Raw genomic sequence first — 21,759 nt, forward strand, 5'->3', positions numbered from 1 at the left:
TCGGTCCGTGGGGTTCTACATCGTCCGTCGCCTCGTGTCGGCGTTGAGCGTGATCGTGGCGACGTTGGTGGCGACGTTCGCGCTGTTCTTCGTCGCGCCGACCGACCCGGCGGGCGCGATCTGCGGCGAACGCAACTGCACGATGCAGCGGTACAACGAGATCAAGGCGAACCTGCACCTGGACGAGCCGAAGGCCGAGCAGTTCGCCCGGTTCGTGAAGGGCATCGTGGTCGGCCGCGACTTCGAGACCTCGGGGGTCGTGCAGCACTGCAGCGTGCCCTGCCTCGGGTTCTCGTTCAAGAACGACCAGCCGGTCACCGGTCTGCTGGCGACCAGGTTGCCGGTCACCGCGTCGCTGGTGCTCGGGCAGGCCGTGATCGTGCTGACCGTCGGCGTCGCGGCCGGTGCAGTCGCGGCGCGGCACCGCGGCACGATCGGTGACCGGATGCTGATGAGCGGTGCCATGCTTGTCAGCGCGGTGCCGTACTACATCGTCGGCCTGCTCGCGGTCCTGTACCTGACCGTGCTGCACCCGATCCTGCCCCGCGGCGGCTGGACACCACCGACGCACAGCCTGTGGAAATGGGCCGGCGGGCTGGTGGCGCCCTGGCTCGTCCAGGGGCTGTACGGGTGCACGGACTACGCGCGGTTCGCCCGTGGCTCGATGGTCGAGTCGCTCGGCGAGGACTTCATCCGGACTGCCCGGGCCAAGGGCCTGCCGGACTGGGTGGTCACCTACAAGCACGCGCTGCGGGCCGGGCTGATCCCGGTGATCACGATCTTCGGGCTGGACATCGCCGGCAGCCTGTCCGGCGCGATCTTCACCGAGAAACTGTTCGACCTGCCGGGTCTCGGCGTCTTGTCGCTGGACAGCGTGAACAACTTCGACCTGCCGTTGATCATGGGCACCGTGTTGCTGGCGACGGTGTTCCTGGTCGCATTGAACCTGGTGGTCGACATCACCTACAGCCTGATCGATCCGCGCGTCCGGCTGAGTTGAGTGGCGCGTTTCGGCCAGGGCATGGATTCGCCACTCCGATCCCTCGGTACGCGCTTGGTGGCTGTTATACGGTCGACTGTTATGGAGCGGAATCTCACAGCCGATCAGCTCGCGCTCTTCGAGAAGGAGTTCGCGTCGAACCCGCAGTACCGGGTGATGCAGAACGCCGTCACGCAGACGCCGGTCAACAGCATTGCCCTGGATCGTCAGGTCGTCACGTCGATGGACCATTCGGTGTCCCATCTGCTGGACGACTGGAAGGTGACCAATCAGAAGAAGAGCGGCCGGTGCTGGATGTTCGCCGGACTGAACCTGCTTCGGGTCGGCGCCGCCGGGAAACTCGGCGTCAAGGACTTCGAGTTCTCGCAGAACTACGTGCTGTTCTGGGACAAGTTCGAGCGGGCCAACTTCTTCCTCGAGGCGATCATCGAGACCGCCGGCCGGGACGCCGACGACCGGACGGTGGCGCACCTGCTGTCCGACCCGATCGGTGACGGCGGCCAGTGGAACATGTTCATCGCGGTGGTCCGCAAGCACGGCCTGGTGCCGAAGTCCGCGATGCCGGAGAGCGAGAGCTCGTCGGCCACCGCGCAGCTGAACGACATCCTCCGCAAGCTGCTCCGGCAGGGCGCGCGCGACCTGCGGGCGCTGGACGGCGACGACGCCCGGCGCGACCGCAAGGGCGAGATCCTGACCACCGTGCACCGGGTGCTGAGCATCCACCTGGGCACGCCGCCGCAGAAGTTCCTGTGGCAGTGGAAGGACACCGACAAGGGCTTCCACCGCGACGGCTGGATCACCCCGACCGAGTTCGCTGCGAAGTACGTGCAGCTGCCGGTCGACGACTACGTCTGCCTGGTGCACGACCCGCGCTCGACCAGCCCGGTCGGCCGGACGTTCACCGTGGACTTCCTCGGCAACGTGATCGACGCGCCGCCGGTGGTGTACCTGAACGTCGAGATCGACCTGATGAAGCAGCTCACCCAGGACGCGATCGTCGGCGGCGAGCCGGTCTGGTTCGGCTGCGACGTCGGCAAGCAGATGAACGGTGACCTGGGCTTCTGGGACGCCAAGCTGTACGACTACGCCGCGGTGTACGACACCGAGTTCACGCTGGACAAGGCCGAGCGCCTGGTGCACCACGAAACGCTGATGACGCACGCGATGCTGTTCACCGGTGTCGACGTCGTGGACGGCACGCCGCGCCGCTGGCGGGTCGAGAACAGCTGGGGCGACGAGAAGGCCGACAGTGGCTTCTGGACCATGAACGACTCGTGGTTCGGCGAGCACGTCTTCGAGATCGCCGTACGCCGCTCCGCGCTGCCGGCCGACCTCCAGGCCCGCCTGGACGACGAGCCGATCGTCCTCCCGGCCTGGGACCCGATGGGCGCCCTCGCCGACTGAACGACCACCCGAACGTCCCGGGCTCCCTGCGGGGTCCCGGGACGTTCTGTCAGTGCCGCCGGAGGGCCGTGGCCAGGTGGTGGAGGCGTCTGCGGCGTGGGCGGAGAGATGTCTGCCGGCCTTGCGGGCGGGCAGCCGCGACCGTCGCCGCACGGAGCGCCAGGTCGTCGTCGAGCGGTTCGAGTTCCTCGATGCCGTACCGGCGGTGCAGTGCGCAGAGCAGCAGGTGATCGGCGAGCCCCGGGTTCTTCGGAAGCGCCGGCCCGTGCAGGTACGTGCCGATCGTGTTACCGACGACGGCCCCCTCGTCCCCGGTGCCGCCGTTGTTGCCGAACCCCTGCCGAACCGTGCCGAGGGCCTGCTGACCTTCCTCGAGCACCGTCCGCCCCGAGTGGTTCTCGAACCCGACCAGCTGCCCGAACGGGCTGTCCACCACGATGTTCCCGATCATCCGGTGCCGGCCCGCGGTGGTGCTGCTGCGGAAGATCCCGAGCCCGGGATAACGTCGTCCGTCGGCGTCGACGAATTCCCGCCCGAACAGCTGGTAGCTCCCGCAGATCAGCAGCATCGGGACCCCGTCGGCGGATATCTTCCGCAATTCGTCGCCGCGCGCGAGCAAATCGTCCGCATTGACGGCCTGCGCGGAATTCTGGCCGCCGCCGCCGAACACCAGGTCGACGCTCGAGAAGTCGAAAAAGTGGCCTGGTTCGACCGGCAGGATCTCGGCCCGGAATCCACGCCATTCGAGCCGTTTGGCCAGCGTGATGACATTTCCCAGATCCCCGTACACGTTGAGATCCCGGGGATACAGGTGCGCGACCCGCAACGTCTTGATCATGCTGCCTCCTGACGGCCGCGGAGTGCCCGGCGTACCTGCAGCATCGCGGTGTAGGTCGGCAGGATGTACCCGTCCCCGCCTGGCGGCAGCCCTTCCAGCAACCGGGAGATGCCGTCGTCGACGCTGGAGGCCACCGCCGCCTCGGTCCCGGCGTAGTGCAGCCGCAACGCCATCTCGGCCGCCCGTGTACCGGCGGTGACGACCTCCGGCCGGCTCGCCGACAACGCCTCCAGCGGTACGTCCCACAACCAGGACACGTCGCGACCATCGGCAGGCAGGTCGTTGACGGCGATCATGACCTGCGGCTGCGTCCGCCCGATCAGGAAGGTGTCCAGCACCTGCGCGAACCCTGCCGGATTCTTGATCAGCAGCAGCCACAGCGTCCGGCCCTGCACCTCGGTCTTCTCGACCCGCCCGAATGCGGCCTCGGTGGTCCGCACCGCCTCCGCCGTCACCGCGGGGTCCACGCCCAGCCCGGCCGCCACGCTCACCGCGGCCAGCGCGTTGTAGAGGTTGTACGTCCCGGACAACCCGCACCGGACCTGCCGGCGTACGCCGCCGGCCGACACCGTGAACTCCGTGCCGTCGAGGTCCGCGTGCACCACGTCGGTGACCGTGACGTCCGGCCGGGGCCGGTCGAAGTCGCCGTTCGGGCAGCTGTAGTGGCCGAGATGGCTGTAGAAGATCCGGTCGAACCGTAACCGTTCGCCACAGCTCGGGCACCGGTCCGAGTCGACCGCGGACCGGGCATCGGTCAGCCGGTCCGGCAGTTGCTCGACCCCGAAGTAGCTGACCCGATCCGGTCCGCTCGCGGCGGCGGCCAGGCTCGCGACCCGTGCGTCGTCGGCGTTCAGGTACAGCCGGGCGTCCGTGGCCGCGATGCCTTCCGCGAGCAGCGCGGCCGTGGTGTCGACTTCGCCGTACCGGTCGAGCTGGTCGCGGAACAGGTTCAGGACCACGATGTGCCGCGGCCGGAGCTCCGGCGCGACCAGGCGCAGGCTTGCCTCGTCGACCTCGAACACCCCGACGGTCGCGCGGATCCGCCCGCGCAGGTCCGCTGCCGAGAGCAGCGCCGAGACGACGCCGCTGCGCAGGTTCGCGCCGGAGTCGTTCGTGAGCACGGACTCGCCGCTGCGCCGGAGCGCGGCGACCAGCAGTTTGGTGGTCGTCGTCTTTCCGTTCGTGCCGGTTACCAGAATGCAGCCACCTGGTAATTGTCCGGCCAATTTCCGGGGCAAGTTCGGTGCTATTTTTCCGACGATCACGCCGGGCAGCGTCCGGCCCCCGCGGCCGAGGCGGCGGCTGAGCGTGGCCACGGTCCGGGCAAGGGCGATCGCAGCCGTTTCTCGCATGCCTGAATTCTAGGACCGCTGGTCAATTGAAACCCAGCCTCCGCTAAGAATGAAGCTCAGCGTCCGCTCAGCTCAGTAAATACTCAGGAAGCAAATGTTAATGCCTCGGCGGGACGCTCGAGGGTGGGCAGATGCCCGGCCCAGGGGAGGTGCACCCGCTCGGAGCCGGGGAGCCGCTCCGCGAGGTAGTCCGCGCAGTCGGTGAAGAACCGGTAGTCGTGCCCGCCGGTGATCAGCCGCACCGGGACGGTGAGCTTCTCCGGCTCGACCGGCCATTCCTCGTTGTCGACGTCGCCGGCGGCCAGTTGTACGGCGTACGCGTGCTTCTGCATCTCCCGCAGCAGTTCGCGGGCCTCGTCGTCGGCTTCCGGGCCGATCCAGTGCCGAACCATCAGGTCGGTCGCGCCGTCGACGTCGCCGGCCTCGAGGAGCGCTTCCTCCGCGGTCCACAGCGCGCGCAGGTCGTCGTCGGGTTCCACGTTGTCGGTCGGCGCGCAGATCAGCACCAGCCGCGCGAACAGGTCCGGCCGCCGGCTCGCCACCTGCTGTACGACGTACCCGCCGAACGAGGCCCCGACCGCCGTCACGTCCTTGGCGCCGAGCTCCTCGAGGACCGCGAGCACGTCGCCGGCGTCGGAGTACTTCCGGGCCGACGGCGTGTCGCCGTACCCGCGCAGGTCGAGGGTGATCACGCGGTGGCCGGCCTGCAGTTCCGCCACCTGCCGCGCCCACATCCGCGAGTCGGCGACACCTGCGTGGACCAGCAGCAGATCCGGGCCGTTCCCGGTTGCCTCATGAGAAATCGTCATGGGCGCCAGCTTCCCGGCGCGCGGCCCGGCGGGCAAACGGAATTACAGGCGGACGACCGTGAAGGCTTCCGCGTAGTGGCCGGCGGGGAATCCGGCGGTGCCGGCGACCCGGGCGAAGTTGGCCCGGATACCGGTCCGGAGACCGCCGGGGTCGCGGTGCTGGCTGGTGTGCGACATCAGCGCGGCGATCTTCCGGTCGAACGTGTCGGTGATGTCGACGTAGTGGTTCGCGGTCGGGTGGTCCATCATCCACAGCTCGCCGACGTCCCACGCCTCCTCGGTCAGCTCCGGGTACGCGTACGGGTTGCCGGCCGCCGGGTAGAACGCGCGGACGGTCGCCTCGGCCGCGGCCAGGTGGTCGGGGTGCGAGACCTGCAGGCGGTGCCACGAGCGCTCGGGGGACTGGGTCAAGAGCCGTTGCGGGCGGACCTTGCGGATCACCCGGCTGATGTCGCGGACCAGTTCGGCGGTCGGCTCCACGGCGCCGTCCTGGTACCCGAGGAAGTGCAGGTCGTGGACGCCGACCTGGTGCGCGGCGGCGGTCTGCTCGGCCCGCCGTACGGCGGGGATCTCGGCCCGGTCGCGGTCCGGTTCGAAGCCGCCCGCCTGCCCGTCGGTGACGATGCAGTACTGCACCTCGATGCCGGCCTTGGTCCACAGCGCGACCGTGCCGGCGCCGCCGAAGTCGATGTCGTCGGGGTGTGCGACCACCACGAGGATGCGTTCGATCTCGTCATCGGGTCGTGGTTCGGTCACGGCCTGACACTAGCTGCTTGCGCGGGCAGGCACAGTGGAATTCATGGAGTTCGGTGGCACCTGCGATCCACAGGACGCCGGCTTCGATCCCGAACGGCTCGCGGAGGCGTTCGGGCTGATCGAGGCGCGGGGTGTCGTCGCGCAGCTCTGCGTCGTCCGCAACGGGCGGGTGGTGGTGGACCGCGCGTTCGGGTGCGCACCCGACGCGTTGTTCTGGCTCTTCTCCGCGAGCAAGCCGTTCGTCACCGTCGTCATCCACCAGCTGGTCGAGTCCGGCCGGCTGCACCTCGACGACGCGGTGGCGGCGTACTGGCCGGAGTTCGCGCAGAACGGGAAGCGCGAGATCACCGTCCGGCAGGTGCTGCGGCACCGGTCCGGGGTGTCGCACGCCGGCTCGTACCTCGGCGAGGCGCGGGCGATGAGCGACTGGGCACGGTCGCTGCGGCGGATCGAGGACGCCAAGCCGCGCTGGCCGATCGGGACCGTCGCGTACAGCCCGTTGGCGTTCGGGTTCGTCCTCGCCGAGGTCGCGCGCCGGTGCAGCGGCTTCGCGATCGACGAGCTGGTACGGCGGGAGGTGCTCGAGCCGCTCGGGCTCGGCGACACGTACCTCGGGCTGCCCGCCGAGGAGTGGGGCCGGCACGTCCCGATCAAGGCGAGTGGTCCGGTGGGGCCGTTCTTCCAGTCGATGCTGAACCGGCGGACTACCCGTGCGGCCGTCGTACCGGCGGCCGGGATCTCGACGACGGCCCGGGACCTGGCGACGTTCTACCAGGGGTTGCTGGTGGGTGCGCTGCTGGCCCCGGAGACGCTCGCGGTTGCGGCGGAGCCGAGCAGCGACGGCGAGCTGGATCGGACCCTGCAGGCGCCGATCCGGTGGTCGCAGGGCTTTCAGCTGGGCGGACCGCGGTCGCTCGACGGCGCGGACACGCCGCTCGGGTCGCTGAGCAGCCCGCGGACGTTCGGCCACAACGGCAGCAACTGCTGCATCGGCTGGGCCGACCCGGACCGCCGGATCGCGTACGCGTACCTGACGAACCGCGTCGGCCACCCGAAGGCCGACCTGCTGCATCACGCCGCCGTCGCGGACAAGGTGCTGTACGCCGCTACCTAGGACCTACACGAGCGCCGGGGTCGGGAGGTGTTCGGCGATGACGTGGTCGACGATGCCGTACGCCTTGGCGCCCTCGGCGGTGAGGACGTGGTCGCGGTCGGTGTCGTGGCGGAGGCGTTCGACGGTCTGGCCGGTGTGCCGGGCGAGGATCTCCTCGACCTGGCCGCGGACCCGCACCACCTCGTCGGCCTGCAGGATCAGGTCCGGGATGGTGCCCTGGCCGCGCCCGGCCGGCTGGTGCAGCACGACCCGCGCGTGCGGCAGGATCGCGCGCCGCCCCGCGGTGCCGCCGGCCAGCAGCACGGCCCCGGCCGAGATCGCCTGCCCGACGCCGTACGTCGCGACCGGCGCCTGGATGTATCGCATGGTGTCGTAGATCGCCAGCATGGCGGACATGTCGCCGCCCTCGCAGTTGATGTAGAGGTTGATCTCCGCCTCGGGACTGTCCGTCTCCAGGTGCAGCAGCTGCGCGATGATCGCGTTCGCGACGCCGGAGTCGATCGGCGTCCCGAGGTACACGATCCGCTCGGTCAGCAGATGCGAGTAGACGTCCATGATCCGCTCACCCCGCGGGTGCGACGCGATCACGTTCGGAATCGTGTAGCTGCTCATGCTGCCTCCCTCCGTGGCATCACCTGGTCGAACGATTCGACGATGTGGTCGATGAAGCCGTACTCGCGGGCCTGTTCCGAGGTGTACCAGTGGTCGTGCAACGAGTCCTCGTGCACGACGTCGAACGGTTGCCCGGTGTCGCTGGCGATCAGCCCGAGCACGGTGTCCCGGATGTGTCGCAGGTCGTTCGCCTGGATCTCGATCTCCACCGCGGAGCCGCCGATCCCGGCCGAGCCCTGGTGCATCAGCACCCGCGCGTGCCGCAGTGCGTACCGTTTGCCCGGTGTACCGGCCGACAGCAGGAACTGTCCCGCGCTGCAGGCCAGTCCGATCGCGAGCGTCGACACGTCGCACGGCACCAGCCGCATCACGTCCCGGATCGCCAGCATCGACGGCACCGAGCCACCGAGCGAGTGGATCCAGAACGCGATGTCCGTGTCGGGGTCCTCGGCCGCCAGCGTCAGGATCTGGGTGGCCAGCAGGGTCCCGTTGTCGTCGTCGAGGTTTCCGTCCAGTACGACGATCCGCTGCCCGAACAACCGCTGCCGCGCGGTCTCGTTGAACAGCGGCGGTTTCATGTCTTCTGCCATGTCTCCACCCTGACCGGGCGCACCGCGCGGTCCCAGCTTTTCTGCTGACGGCGACTCTGCCGACAGCGAATCAGGCACGATGCCTGTTCTTCGCGATCTCGGCGTACCTGCTGCCCCGGTCGTACGAGCGCAAGGGCGGCCGCCGGTTCCTCCAGCAGCTGCTGGAGGGCGCGCGCCGGCACCTGGCCGCGTTGCGGACCGAGCCGCCGGACGACCCGGTGTTCGCCTCCGGTCCGCTGGCCGAACGGAGTGCCGCGAACCAGCGGCTGATCGCCAAGGGACTGCTCGGCTTTCGGTAACTGTCGGCGGGAGCGCCTAAGGTGTTGGGTGATGACTACGCTGTTCTCGCCTGATGAGCTTCCGGTGCCGCTGGAGGAGTCCAAGACGTCCCGTCCCGACCCGGACGCGCTGCTCGAGGGACTGAATCCGCAGCAGCGCGCGGCCGTCGTCCACGCCGGGAAACCGTTGCTGGTGGTCGCCGGCGCGGGGTCGGGCAAGACCCGGGTGCTGACCCGGCGGATCGCCTACCTGCTGGCGGCCCGGGACGCGCACCCCGGGTCGATCCTCGCGATCACCTTCACCAACAAGGCCGCCGCGGAGATGCGGGAGCGGGTCGTCGAGCTGGTCGGGCCGCGGGCGAAGCTCATGTGGGTCTCGACGTTCCACAGCTCGTGTGTCCGGATCCTCCGCCGCGACATCAAGCGGTTCGGGATCAGCTCGACGTTCTCGATCTACGACGACACCGACTCCCGGCGGCTGATGACGCTGGTCTGCCGCGAGCTCGACCTGGACGTCAAGCGGTACAACCCGCGCGCCGTGCTGAACTGGATCTCGACCCAGAAGAACGAGCTGATCGACCACGAGACGGCTGCCGCGAAGACGGAGAACCATCTCGAGGAGACGTACGCGCAGTGCTACCGGATCTACCAGGAGCGGCTCGCCCAGGCGAACGCGCTGGACTTCGAGGACCTGCTGATGACCACGGTCAACCTGCTGCAGGCCTTCCCCGAGGTCCGGGAGTACTACCGGCGCCGTTTCCGCCACGTGCTCGTCGACGAGTACCAGGACACCAACCACGCGCAGTACACGCTGATCCGCGAGCTCTGCGGTGAGGACCCCGCCGCCGGCAACAATTCAAATGGCAACGGGCCGACGGCACCGCCGGCAGAGCTGATGGTGGTCGGCGACTCGGACCAGTCGATCTACGCGTTCCGCGGCGCGACGATCCGGAACATCCTCGCCTTCGAGGAGGACTTCGCCGGCGCCGAGACGATCCTGCTGGAGCAGAACTACCGCTCCACCCAGACCATCCTGTCCGCCGCCAACGCGGTGATCGCGCGCAACGAGGGCCGGATGGCGAAGAACCTCTGGTCCGACCAGGGTGCCGGCGAGCAGATCGCGGTGTACGTCGCGGACAACGAGCACGACGAGGCGCAGTTCGTCGCCGACGAGATCGACCGGCTCGCCGACGCGGAGAGTGTGAAGCCGTCCGACGTCGCGGTGTTCTACCGGACCAACGCGCAGTCCCGGGTGTTCGAAGAGGTCTTCATCCGCACGGGTCATCCGTACAAGGTGGTCGGCGGCGTCCGGTTCTACGAGCGCAAAGAGGTCCGCGACGCACTCGCGTACCTGCGCGTCCTGGTGAACCCGGAGGACACCGTCTCGCTGCGCCGGATCATGAACGAGCCGAAGCGCGGGATCGGCGACCGGGCCGAGGCCGCGATCGAGTCGCTCGCGCAGCGGGACCGGATCTCGTTCGCGGCCGCGATGCGCCGGGCACAGGACGCGCCGGCGATGGCGTCCCGTTCGGTGAACGCGGTGCAGGCGTTCGTGGACATCCTCGACGAGCTGACCGCGATGGTGGACTCGGGCGCCCCGCCGGACGATATCCTGGACGTCGCGCTGCACCGCTCGGGGTACTACGAGGCGTTGCAGAAATCCCCGGATCCGCAGGACGAGACCCGCCTGGAGAACCTGGACGAGTTCATCTCGGTGGCCCGCGAGTTCGTCGAGGAGCGGACCGCGGCGGGCGAGCCGGCCGACCTGCAGGCGTTCCTGGAGCGGGTCGCACTGGTCGCCGACGCCGACCAGATCCCGGACGCGACCACCGACGGCGTGGTCACGCTGATGACGCTGCACACCGCGAAGGGCCTGGAGTTCCCGGTGGTGTTCCTGACCGGCATGGAGGACGGCGTCTTCCCGCACTCGCGGTCGCTGACCGACCTGAAGGAGCTCGAGGAGGAACGCCGGCTCGCGTACGTCGGTATCACCCGGGCCCGGCAGCGCTTGGCGATCTCCCGGGCCGCGGTGCGGTCGGCGTACGGCGCTCCGCAGCACAACCCGCCGTCCCGGTTCCTGGAGGAGATCCCGGCCGAGCTGCTCGACTGGCGCCGCGACGACTCCGCGATCACCCGCTGGTCCGGCACCGGCACGACCCGTGGCGGTGGGATCCCGAGCCGCTACGAGCCGGCCCGCAAGACCGCCTCCGACAAGCCCGTGATCAGCCTGAATCCGGGCGATCGCGTGGTGCACGACAGCTTCGGCATGGGCACCGTCGTGGTGGTCCGCGGCGACGGCCAGCAGGCCCAGGCCGACATCGATTTCGGCTCCGAGGGAGTCAAGCGGCTGCTGCTCCGGTATGCACCTGTGGAGAAGATCTGACGTAGATGCGTTGCATCTGACCCGGAGATTGAGACAATCAAGGGTCTTCGGCCCCTCCCGGAAGCGTCCGCCACCATGTCCAGCAAGTCGTCGGCCCCGAACCGCCGGATCATTCTGGCGGGGTCGAACCCTGGGCTCCGGCTGTTCGACCCGAACGGCCGGGTCACGGCGTACGCCTCGATCTGGATGGTCGACTGGTCGATCCGCGGCTCCGGTACGGCGGTGGTGCTGTGGTTCGACGGGATCGTCCGGGTGGTCTCCGAGGACGTCGACCTGGCGTCCTGGCTGGAGCGGTATTTCGTCCGCTCGTTCCTCGAGGTCCAGGGCCTGCCGTGGCACGAGCCGGCCGTCGAGCGGGACCTGGTCCAGGTCTCGATGAACCTGGCCGACGGGCTGAGCGCCAAGGCCGCGGACATCCAGATCGAGATGGGCGGCGTGCTGGACCGGCGGCTGTTCTCGACCGACAACTTCCAGCTTGCCGAGGGCAACCACAGCCTCAGCCTGGTGATCGCTCCGGTGCGCTCGGCGACCGTGTCGATCGGCGGCGCCTCGGTGCCCGGGTTCGTCCAGGTCGACGGCTCGCCGGAGAGGCCCGGATCGTCCGCGTTCCTCACGACCGCCGAGGTCTGGCAGCGCTGATCACCGGCTGACCCACCAGTTCTCCATCCGCTCGACCGCGCGCTGGTCCCCGTCGACGGCCCGCTGCAGCCGGAACAGGTACGCCGAGATCCCGGCCGCGCCCTGCATCCACCCGACCCCCGGCCGCAGCAGCGGGTCCTCGTCGCGATGCTCCACGAACCGCCAGTACCCCTCCGGGTAGGCGTGCTCGACGAGCGTGTCACCCATCCGTACGGCGAACTCCAGATCCCGCTGGTCCTCGTCGCGGTGCCACGCGTCGAGGAACACGTCGCCGACCCCCGCCGTACCGCAGCAGCGGCCGTCGTTGTCCCAGAACCCCGGATGCAGCCGCTCGGGGATCCCGGAGTACCGCACGCTGTCCAGGCAGCGCCGGCGCCAGGTCGTCGGCGTGGCGCCGGCGATCGACGGTACGCCGGCGTACTCGAGGGCGCCGAACGCGACCGCGGTCCCGGCGCCGCCGTGGCACCAGTTGTACGTGAACTCGTCACCGTGCCGCTCGGCCCACGGAATCACCCGCGGCACCCGGAAGCCCCACGGCCGCGCTGGATCACCAGGCGGGCCCTGCTCGTCGGTGATCCCGATCGTCACCAGATGCTCGGCGCCGCGCCGGGCCAGGTCGACGAGGTCGGGACGGTCGAGCTCGACACCTGCCAGCGCGAGTACGGCGGCGATACCGGCCAGCCCGTGCGAGAAGTTCGGCATCTCGGTCGGCTCGTCGCTCCGGAACCGCCGCGACACGAACTGCCAGTTGACCCCACTCGCCACCTCCTCCCGCTCTCCAACCAACAACTCCACCGCCCGCCCGGCAAGCTCCACCGCGCGCTCGGCGTGCTTCACCGCCCGCCCGGCATGCTCCACCGCACGGTCCGGCGGGTCGGTCGCGTTCCTGCTGTGGCGCAGCGCCCAGAGCGAGCCGAGGAGGATTGCGCCGGTCCCGAGTGTGAGGTCGTTGGCGACGGCGCCGGGCTGGTACCGCGGCTCGTCCAGGAAGCTCGCCGGCCAGCCGTTGCTGGTCGCCAGCTCCTGCAGCCGGGCGAGCGCCGCGTCCGTGCCGGGCTGCCCGAGCGCGGTGAGTACCCCGATCGAGCTGACCAGCCCGGTGAAGAACGTCTTCTCGGTCGTGGCCGGAATCGTCGTACGGATCCGGTCCCCGATCGCGCCCGCCAGGTCCTGCTCAAGGGAAGTCCACGGGCGCGTCAGGCGGATCTCGGCCAGCGCGTGCGCCAGACCGCCGATGCCGTGGTGCATGCTGTCGCGGTACTCGTTCGGGCGTTCGTCACCGGCGTACTCCGAGATCCACGGGCCGTCGTCGTCCCACCGCAGCTGGTCGAGCACCCAGGACCAGGACGTCCGCGCGACCTCGCCGTACTTCACGGCCTGGCGTTCCTGAGCCGGATGCCGCTCCACTCGACCGTGCTGGCGGTCGCCGCCGCCCAGAAGTCGTGCAGCCGGGGCAGTACCCGCAGCTGGATCCCCGCCTCGTCGTGCAGTACGAACAGGTCGCCGACCCGCTCGGGCGGTCCCAGCGGCCGGACGTCGGTGGTCGCGACGACCGCGGCGTCGTGCGCGACGAAGACACCGGCGGGCAGTCGGTACGCGTACAGCTCGACCGTACGCATCGCGTCCAGCCAGCCGTACTCGACGGCGTGCACGCGGGTACCGGAGCCGATGCCGATGATCCGGTCGCGGTCCTCGGGGGTTGTGTCCGGGCCGACCCAGGCCATCGCGCGCGGGCACCGTCGCGGGAACCAGTAGTCGGGCGCACGGTCATGGCCGACGGCCCAGACGTACGCGGTGCCCTCGTCCGACGTCTTTGCGACGTGCGGACGGAAGATCTCGATGGTCGGATCCTCGGAGAAATGCAGGACTTCACCGGCAGCCGGACGCATGCGCCGCAGCTTAGTGCGTGTCCGGGTTCGTCACATGGCGGTGTACGGGTTCAGGCCGCAGTGGTTGCGCAGCCACGGGTCGGGGTCGACCGCCGGACCGCCGCCCGGGTGCACCTCGAAGTGCAGGTGCGGACCGGTGGTGTTGCCGGTCATTCCGACCGCGCCGACCGGGTCACCGGCGTACACGGTCTCGCCGACCGACACGCTGAACTTCGACATGTGGTTGTACCAGGTGGTGGTGCCGTCCTCGTGCCGGACCTGGACCTGGCGGCCGTACGGGCCGGCCCAGTCGGCGAAGATCACCACGCCCTTCATCACGGCGCCGATCCGGGTCCCGATCGGGGCGGCGAAGTCGAGGCCGGTGTGGTTGTGGGCCCAGCGGTTGCCGCCCTGCCCGAACGTCGCGGTGATGTGGTAGCCGGTCAGCATGATCTGACAGCGGGTCGCCGACTCGCGGGCCTGCTTCTCGGCCGCGGCGGCCTTGGCCTTCGCGAGGGCCAGCGCGCTCGCCCGCTTGGCGGTGAGAGCCTGGCTGGCGATCAGCTTCGCGGCCCGGGCCTTGGCCAGCTGGCTGGCCGCGGACTGCTTCTTGGTGGTCGTCGTGTCGGCCAGCTGGACCCGGGAGGAGTCACGGGTGGCGAGCTGGCGCGCCTGGATGCGTGCCGTGGTGATACCGGACAGACGCTGCCCACCGTCCAGGCTGAGCGCCGCGAGGTTGACCGCGGTGTTCGCCTGGGTCGGTGACGCCAGTGAGCTGTGGCTGAAGCCGACAGCTCCGGCGGCCGCGGCGAGCGCGGCGGTCAGTCCGACGATCTGGGTACTGCTCGGGGTGTTACGCCTGGCGACGCGATGCTTGGCACTGTGACGTCCTGCGCCGTTCTTGCGCGCAGCGTTGCCGGGCGTGACGCGGTCTCCCGCGGCACGGTGCTGGGACACAACGTGGCCTTTCGGTCACAGGGGAGGGGATCTGTCCGTCCTTCCGAGGGGTTATTCCCCGAGAGGACTCACAGACCATAACGGAAGGGTCACGGGGTGACAAACCCCGCCACCCGTTTTTCCGGCGCGCCTTCACGAAACTTTTGCATGCGCGCCTGCACGTGCATCCGCCCGAAGCGCTCAGAACGCTTCCTGGTCAGGCAGTTCTGGGCCCCTCGTCAGGTGTGCTCGCGTCCAGTTGCGCCAGTACGCCGGTGATCCGGTGGACCACGTCGCCGTGGAACGGCAACGAGAGATGGCCGACGCCGTGCACCCGGATGTTGGTCGCCTGCAGGTCGGGGTGCCGGATCCGGGCCCGGCGCTGCGGCACGATCAGCTGGTCGACGTCGCTGTAGAACGCCAGGAACCGCGTCTCGCAGCCCGGCGCGGGTTCGTCGAGCTCGGCCAGCAGGTCGCTGTCCGGCCGGACCTGCTTGACCAGCGGCCACGGCAGCAGCTTGGCGGCCATGGTGCCCTGGTGCGGCGTGCCGAGCGTGACGCAGGTGTGCACCCGGGCGTCGCCGCCGAGGCGCTGCACGTAGTACCGCGCGATCAGTCCGCCGAGGCTGTGCCCGATGACGTGGATCTGGTCCGACCCGGAGGCCTCACAGATCGCCTCGATCTCCCGGCCCATGCGCTCGGCGGTACGGCGTACGTCGAGCGTCAGCGGCGAGTAGGAGAACGTGTGGATGCTGCCGAACCCGTGCCGGACCAGGTGCCGGCGCATCAGCGCGAAGACCGTGTGGTTGTCGATGATCCCGTGTGCGAGCAGGATCGGCGTCCCGGCGGCCCGGACGTCGCTGACCAGCAGGCCCCGCTGGGCCGGGCCGAGGCCCGCAAGACTCAGCCGGGCGGGCCGGGCGGGCGCGCGGCTGACCAGGCCGAGCGGGTACATCGCGAGATGTGTGGTCAGCCAGCCGAGCTCGACCGCGGCCCCGTGCAGTACGCTCGGCGAGAGTGCGGAGCGCGCGCCGTACGCGAGTCCGTCCAGCGCGCCGCGGACGTCGTCCTGCCAGTTGCCCATGGCGACTCCTCACCAAACCAGACCCCCCGGTGGTCCGATCACTTTCAACGGTAACCGGTTCCCCCCGAGCGTGTGGGGGAACACACGCGTCCGTGTCTTATCCGTAGCTGACGCAGCGGGTTAGCCTGCCCTCATGCCTGCTACCAGCCCGTTGCGCGTCGTCGTCGCCAAACCCGGTCTTGACGGTCACGACCGCGGTGCCAAGGTCGTCGCCCGCGCCCTCCGGGACGCCGGCATGGAGGTCATCTACACCGGGCTGCACCAGACCCCGGAGCAGATCGTCGAGACCGCGATCGCCGAGGACGCGGACGCGATCGGCCTGTCGGTGCTGTCCGGCGCGCACATGACGCTGTTCAAGCGGGTCCGCGAACTGCTCGCGGAGCGGGAGGCCGAGGACATCGTGGTGTTCGGCGGCGGGATCATCCCGGACGCCGACCTGCAGCCGCTGGCGGAGCTCGGCGTGCACAAGATCTTCACCCCGGGCGCCACCACCACCGAGATCGTCGAGTGGGTCCGGGCGAACGTCGGCGACGCGTCGGCCTCACCCGCCTGAGCTCGGCTGAGGCCCGGCTGAACGGCGTAGCCTCTGGCCGGAGTTGTGGATCCGCTCCGGAGCGTGATGACGACTGCACTCGTTCTGAATATTTCTGGTCGTTCTGAACGTCATGCCCGTTTCAGCAAGGTTACTAATCGGTAATACCGAATCGTTAGGAATTGCCCGGTTGTGCGGGCTTCCCAAACGCGGTCGCATACAGCCATATAGCTGACCGTTTCAGAGACCGTGGAGCAGGCTGTGTGTGGCTCAGAACACATCGGCCCCGTTCTCGGTTACTGTCCGGACAGGGTGGATCGCAGCGAGGTGGGGAACTGCGAACCACCACCGCAGGACCAAGCGACGTCCCGAATCGGGAGAGGGCAGGTAGACGATGAGGTTTGAACGATCACACGCACGCGGGATGGCTTTCGTAGCCGTCGCGGGCAGCCTGGTGCTGCTTGCCGCCGCGTGTGGTAGTGGCAACAGCGGAAGCAGCAGCAGCGGGGGCAGCTCGACCGGGGCGCTCGACGGCCGCGGCCCGATCACGTTTGCCACCGGCAAGGACACGTCCGGATTCCTGCCGAAGCAGATCGCGGCATGGAACTCGGCGCACCCGAACGAGAAGGTCGAACTGAAGGAGCTGCCGGAGAGCGCGGACGCGCAGCGCCAGCAGATGGTCCAGAACGCGCAGGCCAAGTCCGACGCGTTCACCGTGCTCAACATGGACGTGGTCTGGACCTCGGAGTTCGCCGCGAACCAGTGGATCACCCAGATCCCCGAGGACAAGGTGCCCGACCTGGGCAAGTTGATCCCGGCGACGGTCGAGACCGCGAAGTACCGCGACAAGCTGTACGGCGTGCCGATCACGTCCGACGGCGGCCTGCTGTACTACCGCAAGGATCTGCTGACCAAGGCCGGTGTCACGACGCCGCCGGCGACCTGGGCCGACATGCTCACCGACTGCCAGAAGGTCGCCGCGCTGCCCGAGGCCAAGGGTATGAGCTGCTACGCAGGCCAGTTCGAGAAGTACGAGGGCCTGACGGTGAACTTCTCCGAGGCGATCAACTCCGCGGGCGGTGTCATCGTCGGAAAGGACGGCAAGCCGAACGTCAACACCCCCGAGGCCAAGGCCGGCCTCGAGGAGCTGGTGAACGGCTTCAAGACCGGCGCGATCCCGAAAGAGGCGATCACCTACACCGAGGAGCCGAGTCGCCGCGCGTTCCAGGACGGCAAGCTGCTCTTCCTGCGCAACTGGCCGTACGTGTACTCGCTGGCGAACAAGACCGACGGCTCGTCGAAGGTCGCGGGCAAGTTCGCGGTCTCACCGCTGCCCGGCAAGGCCGGCCCGGGTGTGTCCTCGCTCGGTGGTCACGACTACGCGATCAGTGCGTTCGCCAAGAACAAGGCGACCGCGGTCGACTTCATCAACTTCATGGCGAGTGAAGCCCGCCAGAAGGCGAACCTGGAGGCGACCTCGCAGGCTCCGACCTGGCAGTCGCTGTACGACGACCCGACACTGGGCAAGCAGTTCCCGTACCTGGCGCCGTTGAAGGCTTCGATCCTCGGTGCGCAACCGCGGCCGAAGGTGGTCAAGTACGGCGACGTCACCGCAGCGATTCAGGCGGCGGCGTACGGCGCACTGAGCGGGACGGTGGCGCCGGACAAGGCACTCGCCGACCTGCAGACCAAGCTGCAGTCGCTCATCACGAACTGACCGTTGTGCCGGGGCCGGTGAGTGGTTTGTGCGACCACGCGCCGGCCCCGGCCAGTCCCTGCCGGGTTCTGCCCGGGAAACAAAGGAGTCTCAGGTGACTGCAACTGCGCCGGTCGTGGACCGACCGGCCAAGAAACCGAAGCGCGAGCAGCGCTTCGACGAGGGCACCGGCCGGCTGGCCGCGGTCCTGCTCTCCCCGACGCTGGTCGTGCTCGCCCTCGTGGTGCTGTTCCCGATCATCTCGGCGCTGCGCGAATCGCTGTTCCAGAGCGGCCAGCACCTGGACGCGAACGGCTTCGTCGTCCAGGGCTCGACGTTCGTCGGGCTGCAGAACTACGCCGACATCTTCCGCGGCGACACCGGGCACCGGTTCTGGAACGCCTTCTACAACACGACGTTCTTCACCGTGGTGTGCGTCGTTCTCGAAACCGTGCTCGGCGTTGCGATGGCGCTGATCATGCACAAGGCCTTCAGGGGCCGCGGCATCGTCCGGGCCAGCATTCTGGTTCCGTGGGCGATCCCGACCATCATTTCGGCGCTGCTCTGGAAGTGGATCTTCCAGGCCGACGGTGTTTTCAACGCCATCATCGGCACCCAGGTGCTGTGGTCGACCGACGGCTGGCAGGCCAAGTTGTCGATCGTGATCGCGGACACCTGGAAGACCGCACCGTTCATCGGCCTCCTGGTCCTGGCCGGGCTGCAGACCATCCCGGCCGAGGTCTACGAGGCCGCGAAGGTCGACGGTGCCAGCGCGTGGAAGACGTTCACCAGGATCACCCTGCCGCTGGTGAAGCCGGCGCTGCTGGTGGCAGTGCTGTTCCGGATCCTCGACACGCTGCGGATCTTCGACCTGCCGTTCGTGCTGGTGGGGCCGCACAAGGACTCGGTCGAGACGCTCTCGATGCTGGCCTACGACGAAGCGTTCAACGTGCGGTTCGGACCGGCTGCGGCGTACGCGACCGTGCTGTTCCTGTACGTCGCCGTGGTCGCGTACATGTTCGTGAAGATCCTCGGCGCCGACGTCATCGGTGAAGCCCGCGCCAAGAAGCCCGGTGGTGGCGGCGGGGGCAAGGGCTGGCGCCGGAAGAACGCGGTCAAGGCCTCGCCGGGTACGTCGGTCGGTGCCGTCTCCATGGGAGGTGGAGTGTAATGGCTGCCGTAGCTCCGCAACCGGCCGAGGCCGGCCCGCTGCGCCGGTGGGCGCCGCTGATCGGCGTCGCGGTGATCGTGATCTACTGCCTCGCGCCGTTCTACTGGATGCTGGTCTCGGCGTTCCGGCGGCCGTCCGACCAGTTCTCGAACGCGCCGATCCCGGCGCCGTTCTCGTTCCAGAACTTCAAGGACGTGTTCAGCGGGGACAACGGCTTCGGCCGGGGTCTGCTGAACAGCCTGATCGTCGCCGGGTCGGTGACGATCCTGACGCTGATCATCGGCATGGTGGCGGCGTACACGCTGGCCCGGCTGGACTTCAAGTTCAAGAACGTCGTGCTGGCGATCATCATCACCACATCGATGTTCCCGGGCATCTCGCTCGTCGTACCGCTGCTGAAGCTGTTCGTGAACATCCACTGGATCAACACCTACCAGGCGATGATCGTGCCCAGCCTGTCGTTCGCGCTGCCGCTGGCGGTGTGGAACCTGACCGCGTTCTTCCGGCAGATGCCGCGGGAGCTCGAGCAGGCGGCGATGGTGGACGGCTGTACGCCGGCCCAGGCGTTCCGCAAGGTGATCATCCCGCTGGCGGCACCGGGCGTGTTCACCACCGCGATCATCACGTTCATCGCGGCCTGGAACGAGTTCCTGATCGCGCTGAGCATGACCAACAAGAAGTCGATCCAGACCGCGAACGTGATCATCGCGCAGTTCACCGGTACCACCGGCCGGGACCAGCCGTTCGGCAGCCAGATGGCCGCCGGTGTGGTGGTCACGATCCCGCTGGTGATCGCCGTACTGCTGTTCCAGCGCCGCATCGTCGCCGGCCTCACCGCAGGTGGCGTGAAGTGAACCGGGACCACCTGGATCGGGAGGATCGGGACCGGCGCGACCGGGAAGACCGCGACCGCCGGGACCGAGAGGATCGGGACCGCCGGGACCGGGACGACCGGGACCGCCGCGACCGCGACAGATACCGCTGAACAAGAAACGGCCGGAGCCAACGCTCCGGCCGTTTCTTTTGTTGGTCAGACCTGCAGCCAGACGGTGGTGTCGGTGGGTACCTCGTTGTTCGTGAGGGGTTCGCTGCTCAGCAGGATCTGCTCGTGGGCCGGCAGCGGAATCGGCCTGTCGGTGAGGTTGACCACGCAGCGGAAGCCGGGGTCGCGGGTGAACGACAGGACGCCTTCGGGTGCGTCGGTGTCCCAGGTCAGGCGGCCTTCGCCGAGGGCCGGGTGGTCGTGCCGGATGCGGAGCGCCGCCTTGTACAGATTCAGGTGGCTGCCGGGATCGCCGGACTGAGCCTCGGCGGTCAACGGCGCCCAGTCGGACGGTTGCGGGAGCCACGGCTGACCGGTGCCAGGGCCGAAGCCGTACGGCGGCTCCGCGCCGGACCACGGGATCGGCACCCGGCAGCCGTCGCGGCCGCGGACGGTGTGCCCGGAACGCTCCCAGGTCGGATCGTCGAGCTTGTCCTCCGGCAGGTCCTCGACCTCGGGCAGACCCAGCTCGTCACCCTGGTAGATGTACGCGCCACCCGGCAGCGCCAGCTCCAGCAGCGCCGCGGCCCGTGCCCGGCGCAGCCCGAGTGCCAGGTCCGTCGGTACGACGCCCGCTCCTTCCAGTGCGTCCTTCGGATCCCGCCCGTACCGCGTGCGGTGCCGGATCGTGTCGTGGTTGCTCAGCACCCAGGTCGCCGGCGCCCCGACCGCCCACAGGTTCTCGGTGGTGTGGTCGATGACCTCGCGCAGCTCCTTCGCGTCCCACTTCGCCCGCAGCGCGTCGAAGTTGAACGCCGAGTGCAGCTCGTTCGGCCGCACGTACTGCGCGAGCCGCTCGGCCGGCGACAGCCACGCCTCGGCCACGAACACCCGCGGCCCCTGCGGCGTATCGGCGTACTCGTCGGCGATCGCCCGCCAGCGCTGGTGGATGGTGTGTACGCCGGGCTGGTCGTAGAACGGGTTCCCGACGTACTTCTCCCGGGTCGGCTCGCCGTTCTCCAGCGGTACGTCGGGCAGCGCCGGGTCCTTCGCCATCGAGTCGGCGACGTCGATCCGGAACCCGTCGACGCCGCGGTCGAACCAGAACCGCAGGATCGCGTCGAACTCCTCGATCACCTTCGGGTGGTCCCAGTTCCAGTCCGGCTGGGAGATGTCGAACAGGTGCAGGTACCACTGCCCGTCCCCTGAATCGGCACTGAGCTGCTGCCAGGCGGGACCGCCGAACGCGGCCGGCCAGTTCGTCGGCGGCTTGCCGTCCGCGGAGTCCCGGAACCAGAACAGGTCGCGCTCCGGCGAGCCCTTCCCGGCGGCCAGCGCGGCCTTGAACCACGGGTGCTCCCAGGAGCAGTGGTTCGGGACCAGGTCGATCAGGATCCGCAGGCCCAGCGCGTGCGCCTCGGCGATCAGCGCGTCGGCGTCGGCGAGGGTGCCGAACTCCGGGTTGATGTCGCGGTAGTCGGCCACGTCGTACCCGCCGTCGAGCAGCGGGGACGGGTACCAGGGGCTGATCCAGATGGCGTCGACCCCGAGCTCGGCGAGGTACGGCAGCCGGGCGCGGATCCCGTTCACGTCGCCGGTGCCGTCACCGTCCGCATCGGCGAAGGAGCGCGGATACACCTGGTAGACGACGGCGCTACGCCACCAATCGTCAACTGGTTTGGTCCCGGAGTCGGGTACAGGATCGGTCATGCGGA

At 69.0% G+C, this 21,759-nt stretch carries 20 protein-coding genes; 9 read left to right on the forward strand and 11 right to left on the reverse strand.

Annotated elements, in window-relative coordinates:
* Positions 1 to 7: 7 nt before the first annotated feature.
* Together JOF29_RS30405 and JOF29_RS30410 are read left to right on the forward strand one after the other, a co-directional pair.
* Positions 8 to 1,000 (forward strand): ABC transporter permease, encoded by a 993-nt coding sequence (locus JOF29_RS30405; protein ID WP_209697833.1) that lies wholly within the window; start codon positions 8 to 10, stop codon positions 998 to 1,000.
* A gap of 81 nt (positions 1,001 to 1,081) precedes the next feature.
* Positions 1,082 to 2,404 (forward strand): C1 family peptidase, encoded by a 1,323-nt coding sequence (locus JOF29_RS30410; RefSeq protein ID WP_209697834.1) that lies wholly within the window; start codon positions 1,082 to 1,084, stop codon positions 2,402 to 2,404.
* 49 nt (positions 2,405 to 2,453) lie between these two features.
* Here the strand turns inward: JOF29_RS30410 and JOF29_RS30415 are convergent, their stop codons facing one another.
* From JOF29_RS30415 to JOF29_RS30430, 4 genes are all read right to left on the reverse strand, one after another.
* Positions 2,454 to 3,242, reverse strand: a complete 789-nt coding sequence (locus JOF29_RS30415) for a type 1 glutamine amidotransferase (RefSeq protein ID WP_209697835.1) — start codon at positions 3,240 to 3,242, stop codon at positions 2,454 to 2,456.
* Positions 3,239 to 4,594, reverse strand: coding sequence for a Mur ligase family protein (locus JOF29_RS30420; protein ID WP_209697836.1), 1,356 nt, complete (start codon positions 4,592 to 4,594; stop codon positions 3,239 to 3,241). The genes JOF29_RS30415 and JOF29_RS30420 overlap by 4 nt, the downstream gene beginning before the upstream one ends.
* Before the next feature lie 83 nt (positions 4,595 to 4,677).
* On the reverse strand, positions 4,678 to 5,403 hold the full coding sequence (locus tag JOF29_RS30425) for an alpha/beta fold hydrolase (RefSeq protein ID WP_209697837.1): 726 nt from the start codon (positions 5,401 to 5,403) through the stop codon (positions 4,678 to 4,680).
* 42 nt (positions 5,404 to 5,445) lie between these two features.
* Complete coding sequence (locus JOF29_RS30430) at positions 5,446 to 6,159, reverse strand: PIG-L deacetylase family protein (protein ID WP_209697838.1); 714 nt, start codon at positions 6,157 to 6,159, stop codon at positions 5,446 to 5,448.
* A 43-nt stretch (positions 6,160 to 6,202) separates the two neighbouring features.
* Between JOF29_RS30430 and JOF29_RS30435 the strand changes: the two genes are divergently transcribed.
* On the forward strand, positions 6,203 to 7,273 hold the full coding sequence (locus JOF29_RS30435) for a serine hydrolase domain-containing protein (protein ID WP_209697839.1): 1,071 nt from the start codon (positions 6,203 to 6,205) through the stop codon (positions 7,271 to 7,273).
* A gap of 3 nt (positions 7,274 to 7,276) precedes the next feature.
* On the opposite strand, the gene JOF29_RS30440 is transcribed toward JOF29_RS30435, so the two are convergent.
* Both JOF29_RS30440 and JOF29_RS30445 read right to left on the reverse strand, forming a co-directional pair.
* Entirely contained in the window at positions 7,277 to 7,885 is a 609-nt protein-coding gene (locus tag JOF29_RS30440) for a ClpP family protease (protein ID WP_209697840.1), read from the reverse strand.
* Positions 7,882 to 8,475: a ClpP family protease gene (locus JOF29_RS30445; protein ID WP_209697841.1), complete on the reverse strand. Its 594-nt coding sequence runs from the start codon at positions 8,473 to 8,475 to the stop codon at positions 7,882 to 7,884. The genes JOF29_RS30440 and JOF29_RS30445 overlap by 4 nt, the downstream gene beginning before the upstream one ends.
* A gap of 330 nt (positions 8,476 to 8,805) precedes the next feature.
* Here JOF29_RS30445 and pcrA point away from each other — a divergent pair, with 330 nt between their 5' ends.
* On the forward strand, positions 8,806 to 11,136 hold the full coding sequence (gene pcrA, locus JOF29_RS30450; protein WP_209697842.1) for a DNA helicase PcrA: 2,331 nt from the start codon (positions 8,806 to 8,808) through the stop codon (positions 11,134 to 11,136).
* A gap of 75 nt (positions 11,137 to 11,211) precedes the next feature.
* On the forward strand, positions 11,212 to 11,775 hold the full coding sequence (locus tag JOF29_RS30455) for a hypothetical protein (RefSeq protein WP_209697843.1): 564 nt from the start codon (positions 11,212 to 11,214) through the stop codon (positions 11,773 to 11,775).
* Here JOF29_RS30455 and JOF29_RS30460 read toward each other — a convergent pair whose 3' ends face one another.
* The 4 genes from JOF29_RS30460 to JOF29_RS30475 all read right to left on the reverse strand — a co-directional run bounded on the left by JOF29_RS30460 (position 11,776) and on the right by JOF29_RS30475 (position 15,663).
* On the reverse strand, positions 11,776 to 13,182 hold the full coding sequence (locus JOF29_RS30460; protein ID WP_209697844.1) for a lanthionine synthetase LanC family protein: 1,407 nt from the start codon (positions 13,180 to 13,182) through the stop codon (positions 11,776 to 11,778).
* Complete coding sequence (locus JOF29_RS30465) at positions 13,146 to 13,664, reverse strand: DUF6886 family protein (protein ID WP_209697845.1); 519 nt, start codon at positions 13,662 to 13,664, stop codon at positions 13,146 to 13,148. The genes JOF29_RS30460 and JOF29_RS30465 overlap by 37 nt, the downstream gene beginning before the upstream one ends.
* A gap of 30 nt (positions 13,665 to 13,694) precedes the next feature.
* Positions 13,695 to 14,600 carry a M23 family metallopeptidase gene (locus JOF29_RS30470; protein WP_307863767.1) on the reverse strand — a complete coding sequence of 302 codons (906 nt, stop codon included), beginning with the start codon at positions 14,598 to 14,600 and terminating at the stop codon, positions 13,695 to 13,697.
* A 196-nt stretch (positions 14,601 to 14,796) separates the two neighbouring features.
* Positions 14,797 to 15,663 (reverse strand): esterase/lipase family protein, encoded by an 867-nt coding sequence (locus JOF29_RS30475; RefSeq protein WP_209697846.1) that lies wholly within the window; start codon positions 15,661 to 15,663, stop codon positions 14,797 to 14,799.
* Between the two features lie 133 nt (positions 15,664 to 15,796).
* Between JOF29_RS30475 and icmB the strand changes: the two genes are divergently transcribed.
* The 4 genes from icmB (at position 15,797) to JOF29_RS30495 (ending at position 19,916) form a co-directional block, all read left to right on the forward strand.
* Positions 15,797 to 16,216 (forward strand): coenzyme B12-dependent isobutyryl CoA mutase small subunit, encoded by a 420-nt coding sequence (gene icmB / locus JOF29_RS30480; RefSeq protein WP_209697847.1) that lies wholly within the window; start codon positions 15,797 to 15,799, stop codon positions 16,214 to 16,216.
* A gap of 403 nt (positions 16,217 to 16,619) precedes the next feature.
* On the forward strand, positions 16,620 to 17,912 hold the full coding sequence (locus JOF29_RS30485) for an ABC transporter substrate-binding protein (RefSeq protein ID WP_245359624.1): 1,293 nt from the start codon (positions 16,620 to 16,622) through the stop codon (positions 17,910 to 17,912).
* Between the two features lie 94 nt (positions 17,913 to 18,006).
* The gene (locus JOF29_RS30490; RefSeq protein ID WP_209697849.1) at positions 18,007 to 19,062 is read left to right on the forward strand and encodes a carbohydrate ABC transporter permease; all 1,056 of its coding nucleotides are present in this window, start codon (positions 18,007 to 18,009) and stop codon (positions 19,060 to 19,062) included.
* Entirely contained in the window at positions 19,062 to 19,916 is an 855-nt protein-coding gene (locus tag JOF29_RS30495; protein WP_245359626.1) for a carbohydrate ABC transporter permease, read from the forward strand. Before JOF29_RS30490 ends, JOF29_RS30495 begins: the two co-directional genes overlap by 1 nt.
* Before the next feature lie 176 nt (positions 19,917 to 20,092).
* Here JOF29_RS30495 and JOF29_RS30500 read toward each other — a convergent pair whose 3' ends face one another.
* Positions 20,093 to 21,754 (reverse strand): glycoside hydrolase family 13 protein, encoded by a 1,662-nt coding sequence (locus JOF29_RS30500; protein ID WP_209697850.1) that lies wholly within the window; start codon positions 21,752 to 21,754, stop codon positions 20,093 to 20,095.
* Between the last annotated feature and the right edge of the window lie 5 nt (positions 21,755 to 21,759).

The organism is Kribbella aluminosa, from assembly GCF_017876295.1.
Lineage (GTDB): Bacteria > Actinomycetota > Actinomycetes > Propionibacteriales > Kribbellaceae > Kribbella > Kribbella aluminosa.

Excerpts from the sequence above, each read along its gene's own strand:
- JOF29_RS30420 (WP_209697836.1), bottom strand. The coding sequence starts at position 4,594 with ATGCGAGAAACGGCTGCGATCGCCCTTGCCCGGACCGTGGCCACGCTC.
- pcrA (WP_209697842.1), top strand. The coding sequence starts at position 8,806 with ATGACTACGCTGTTCTCGCCTGATGAGCTTCCGGTGCCGCTGGAGGAG.
- JOF29_RS30415 (WP_209697835.1), bottom strand. The coding sequence starts at position 3,242 with ATGATCAAGACGTTGCGGGTCGCGCACCTGTATCCCCGGGATCTCAAC.
- JOF29_RS30455 (WP_209697843.1), top strand. The coding sequence starts at position 11,212 with ATGTCCAGCAAGTCGTCGGCCCCGAACCGCCGGATCATTCTGGCGGGG.
- JOF29_RS30500 (WP_209697850.1), bottom strand. The coding sequence starts at position 21,754 with ATGACCGATCCTGTACCCGACTCCGGGACCAAACCAGTTGACGATTGG.
- JOF29_RS30410 (WP_209697834.1), top strand. The coding sequence starts at position 1,082 with ATGGAGCGGAATCTCACAGCCGATCAGCTCGCGCTCTTCGAGAAGGAG.
- JOF29_RS30475 (WP_209697846.1), bottom strand. The coding sequence starts at position 15,663 with ATGGGCAACTGGCAGGACGACGTCCGCGGCGCGCTGGACGGACTCGCG.
- JOF29_RS30435 (WP_209697839.1), top strand. The coding sequence starts at position 6,203 with ATGGAGTTCGGTGGCACCTGCGATCCACAGGACGCCGGCTTCGATCCC.
- JOF29_RS30440 (WP_209697840.1), bottom strand. The coding sequence starts at position 7,885 with ATGAGCAGCTACACGATTCCGAACGTGATCGCGTCGCACCCGCGGGGT.
- icmB (WP_209697847.1), top strand. The coding sequence starts at position 15,797 with ATGCCTGCTACCAGCCCGTTGCGCGTCGTCGTCGCCAAACCCGGTCTT.
- JOF29_RS30445 (WP_209697841.1), bottom strand. The coding sequence starts at position 8,475 with ATGGCAGAAGACATGAAACCGCCGCTGTTCAACGAGACCGCGCGGCAG.
- JOF29_RS30425 (WP_209697837.1), bottom strand. The coding sequence starts at position 5,403 with ATGACGATTTCTCATGAGGCAACCGGGAACGGCCCGGATCTGCTGCTG.
- JOF29_RS30495 (WP_245359626.1), top strand. The coding sequence starts at position 19,062 with ATGGCTGCCGTAGCTCCGCAACCGGCCGAGGCCGGCCCGCTGCGCCGG.
- JOF29_RS30485 (WP_245359624.1), top strand. The coding sequence starts at position 16,620 with ATGGCTTTCGTAGCCGTCGCGGGCAGCCTGGTGCTGCTTGCCGCCGCG.
- JOF29_RS30465 (WP_209697845.1), bottom strand. The coding sequence starts at position 13,664 with ATGCGTCCGGCTGCCGGTGAAGTCCTGCATTTCTCCGAGGATCCGACC.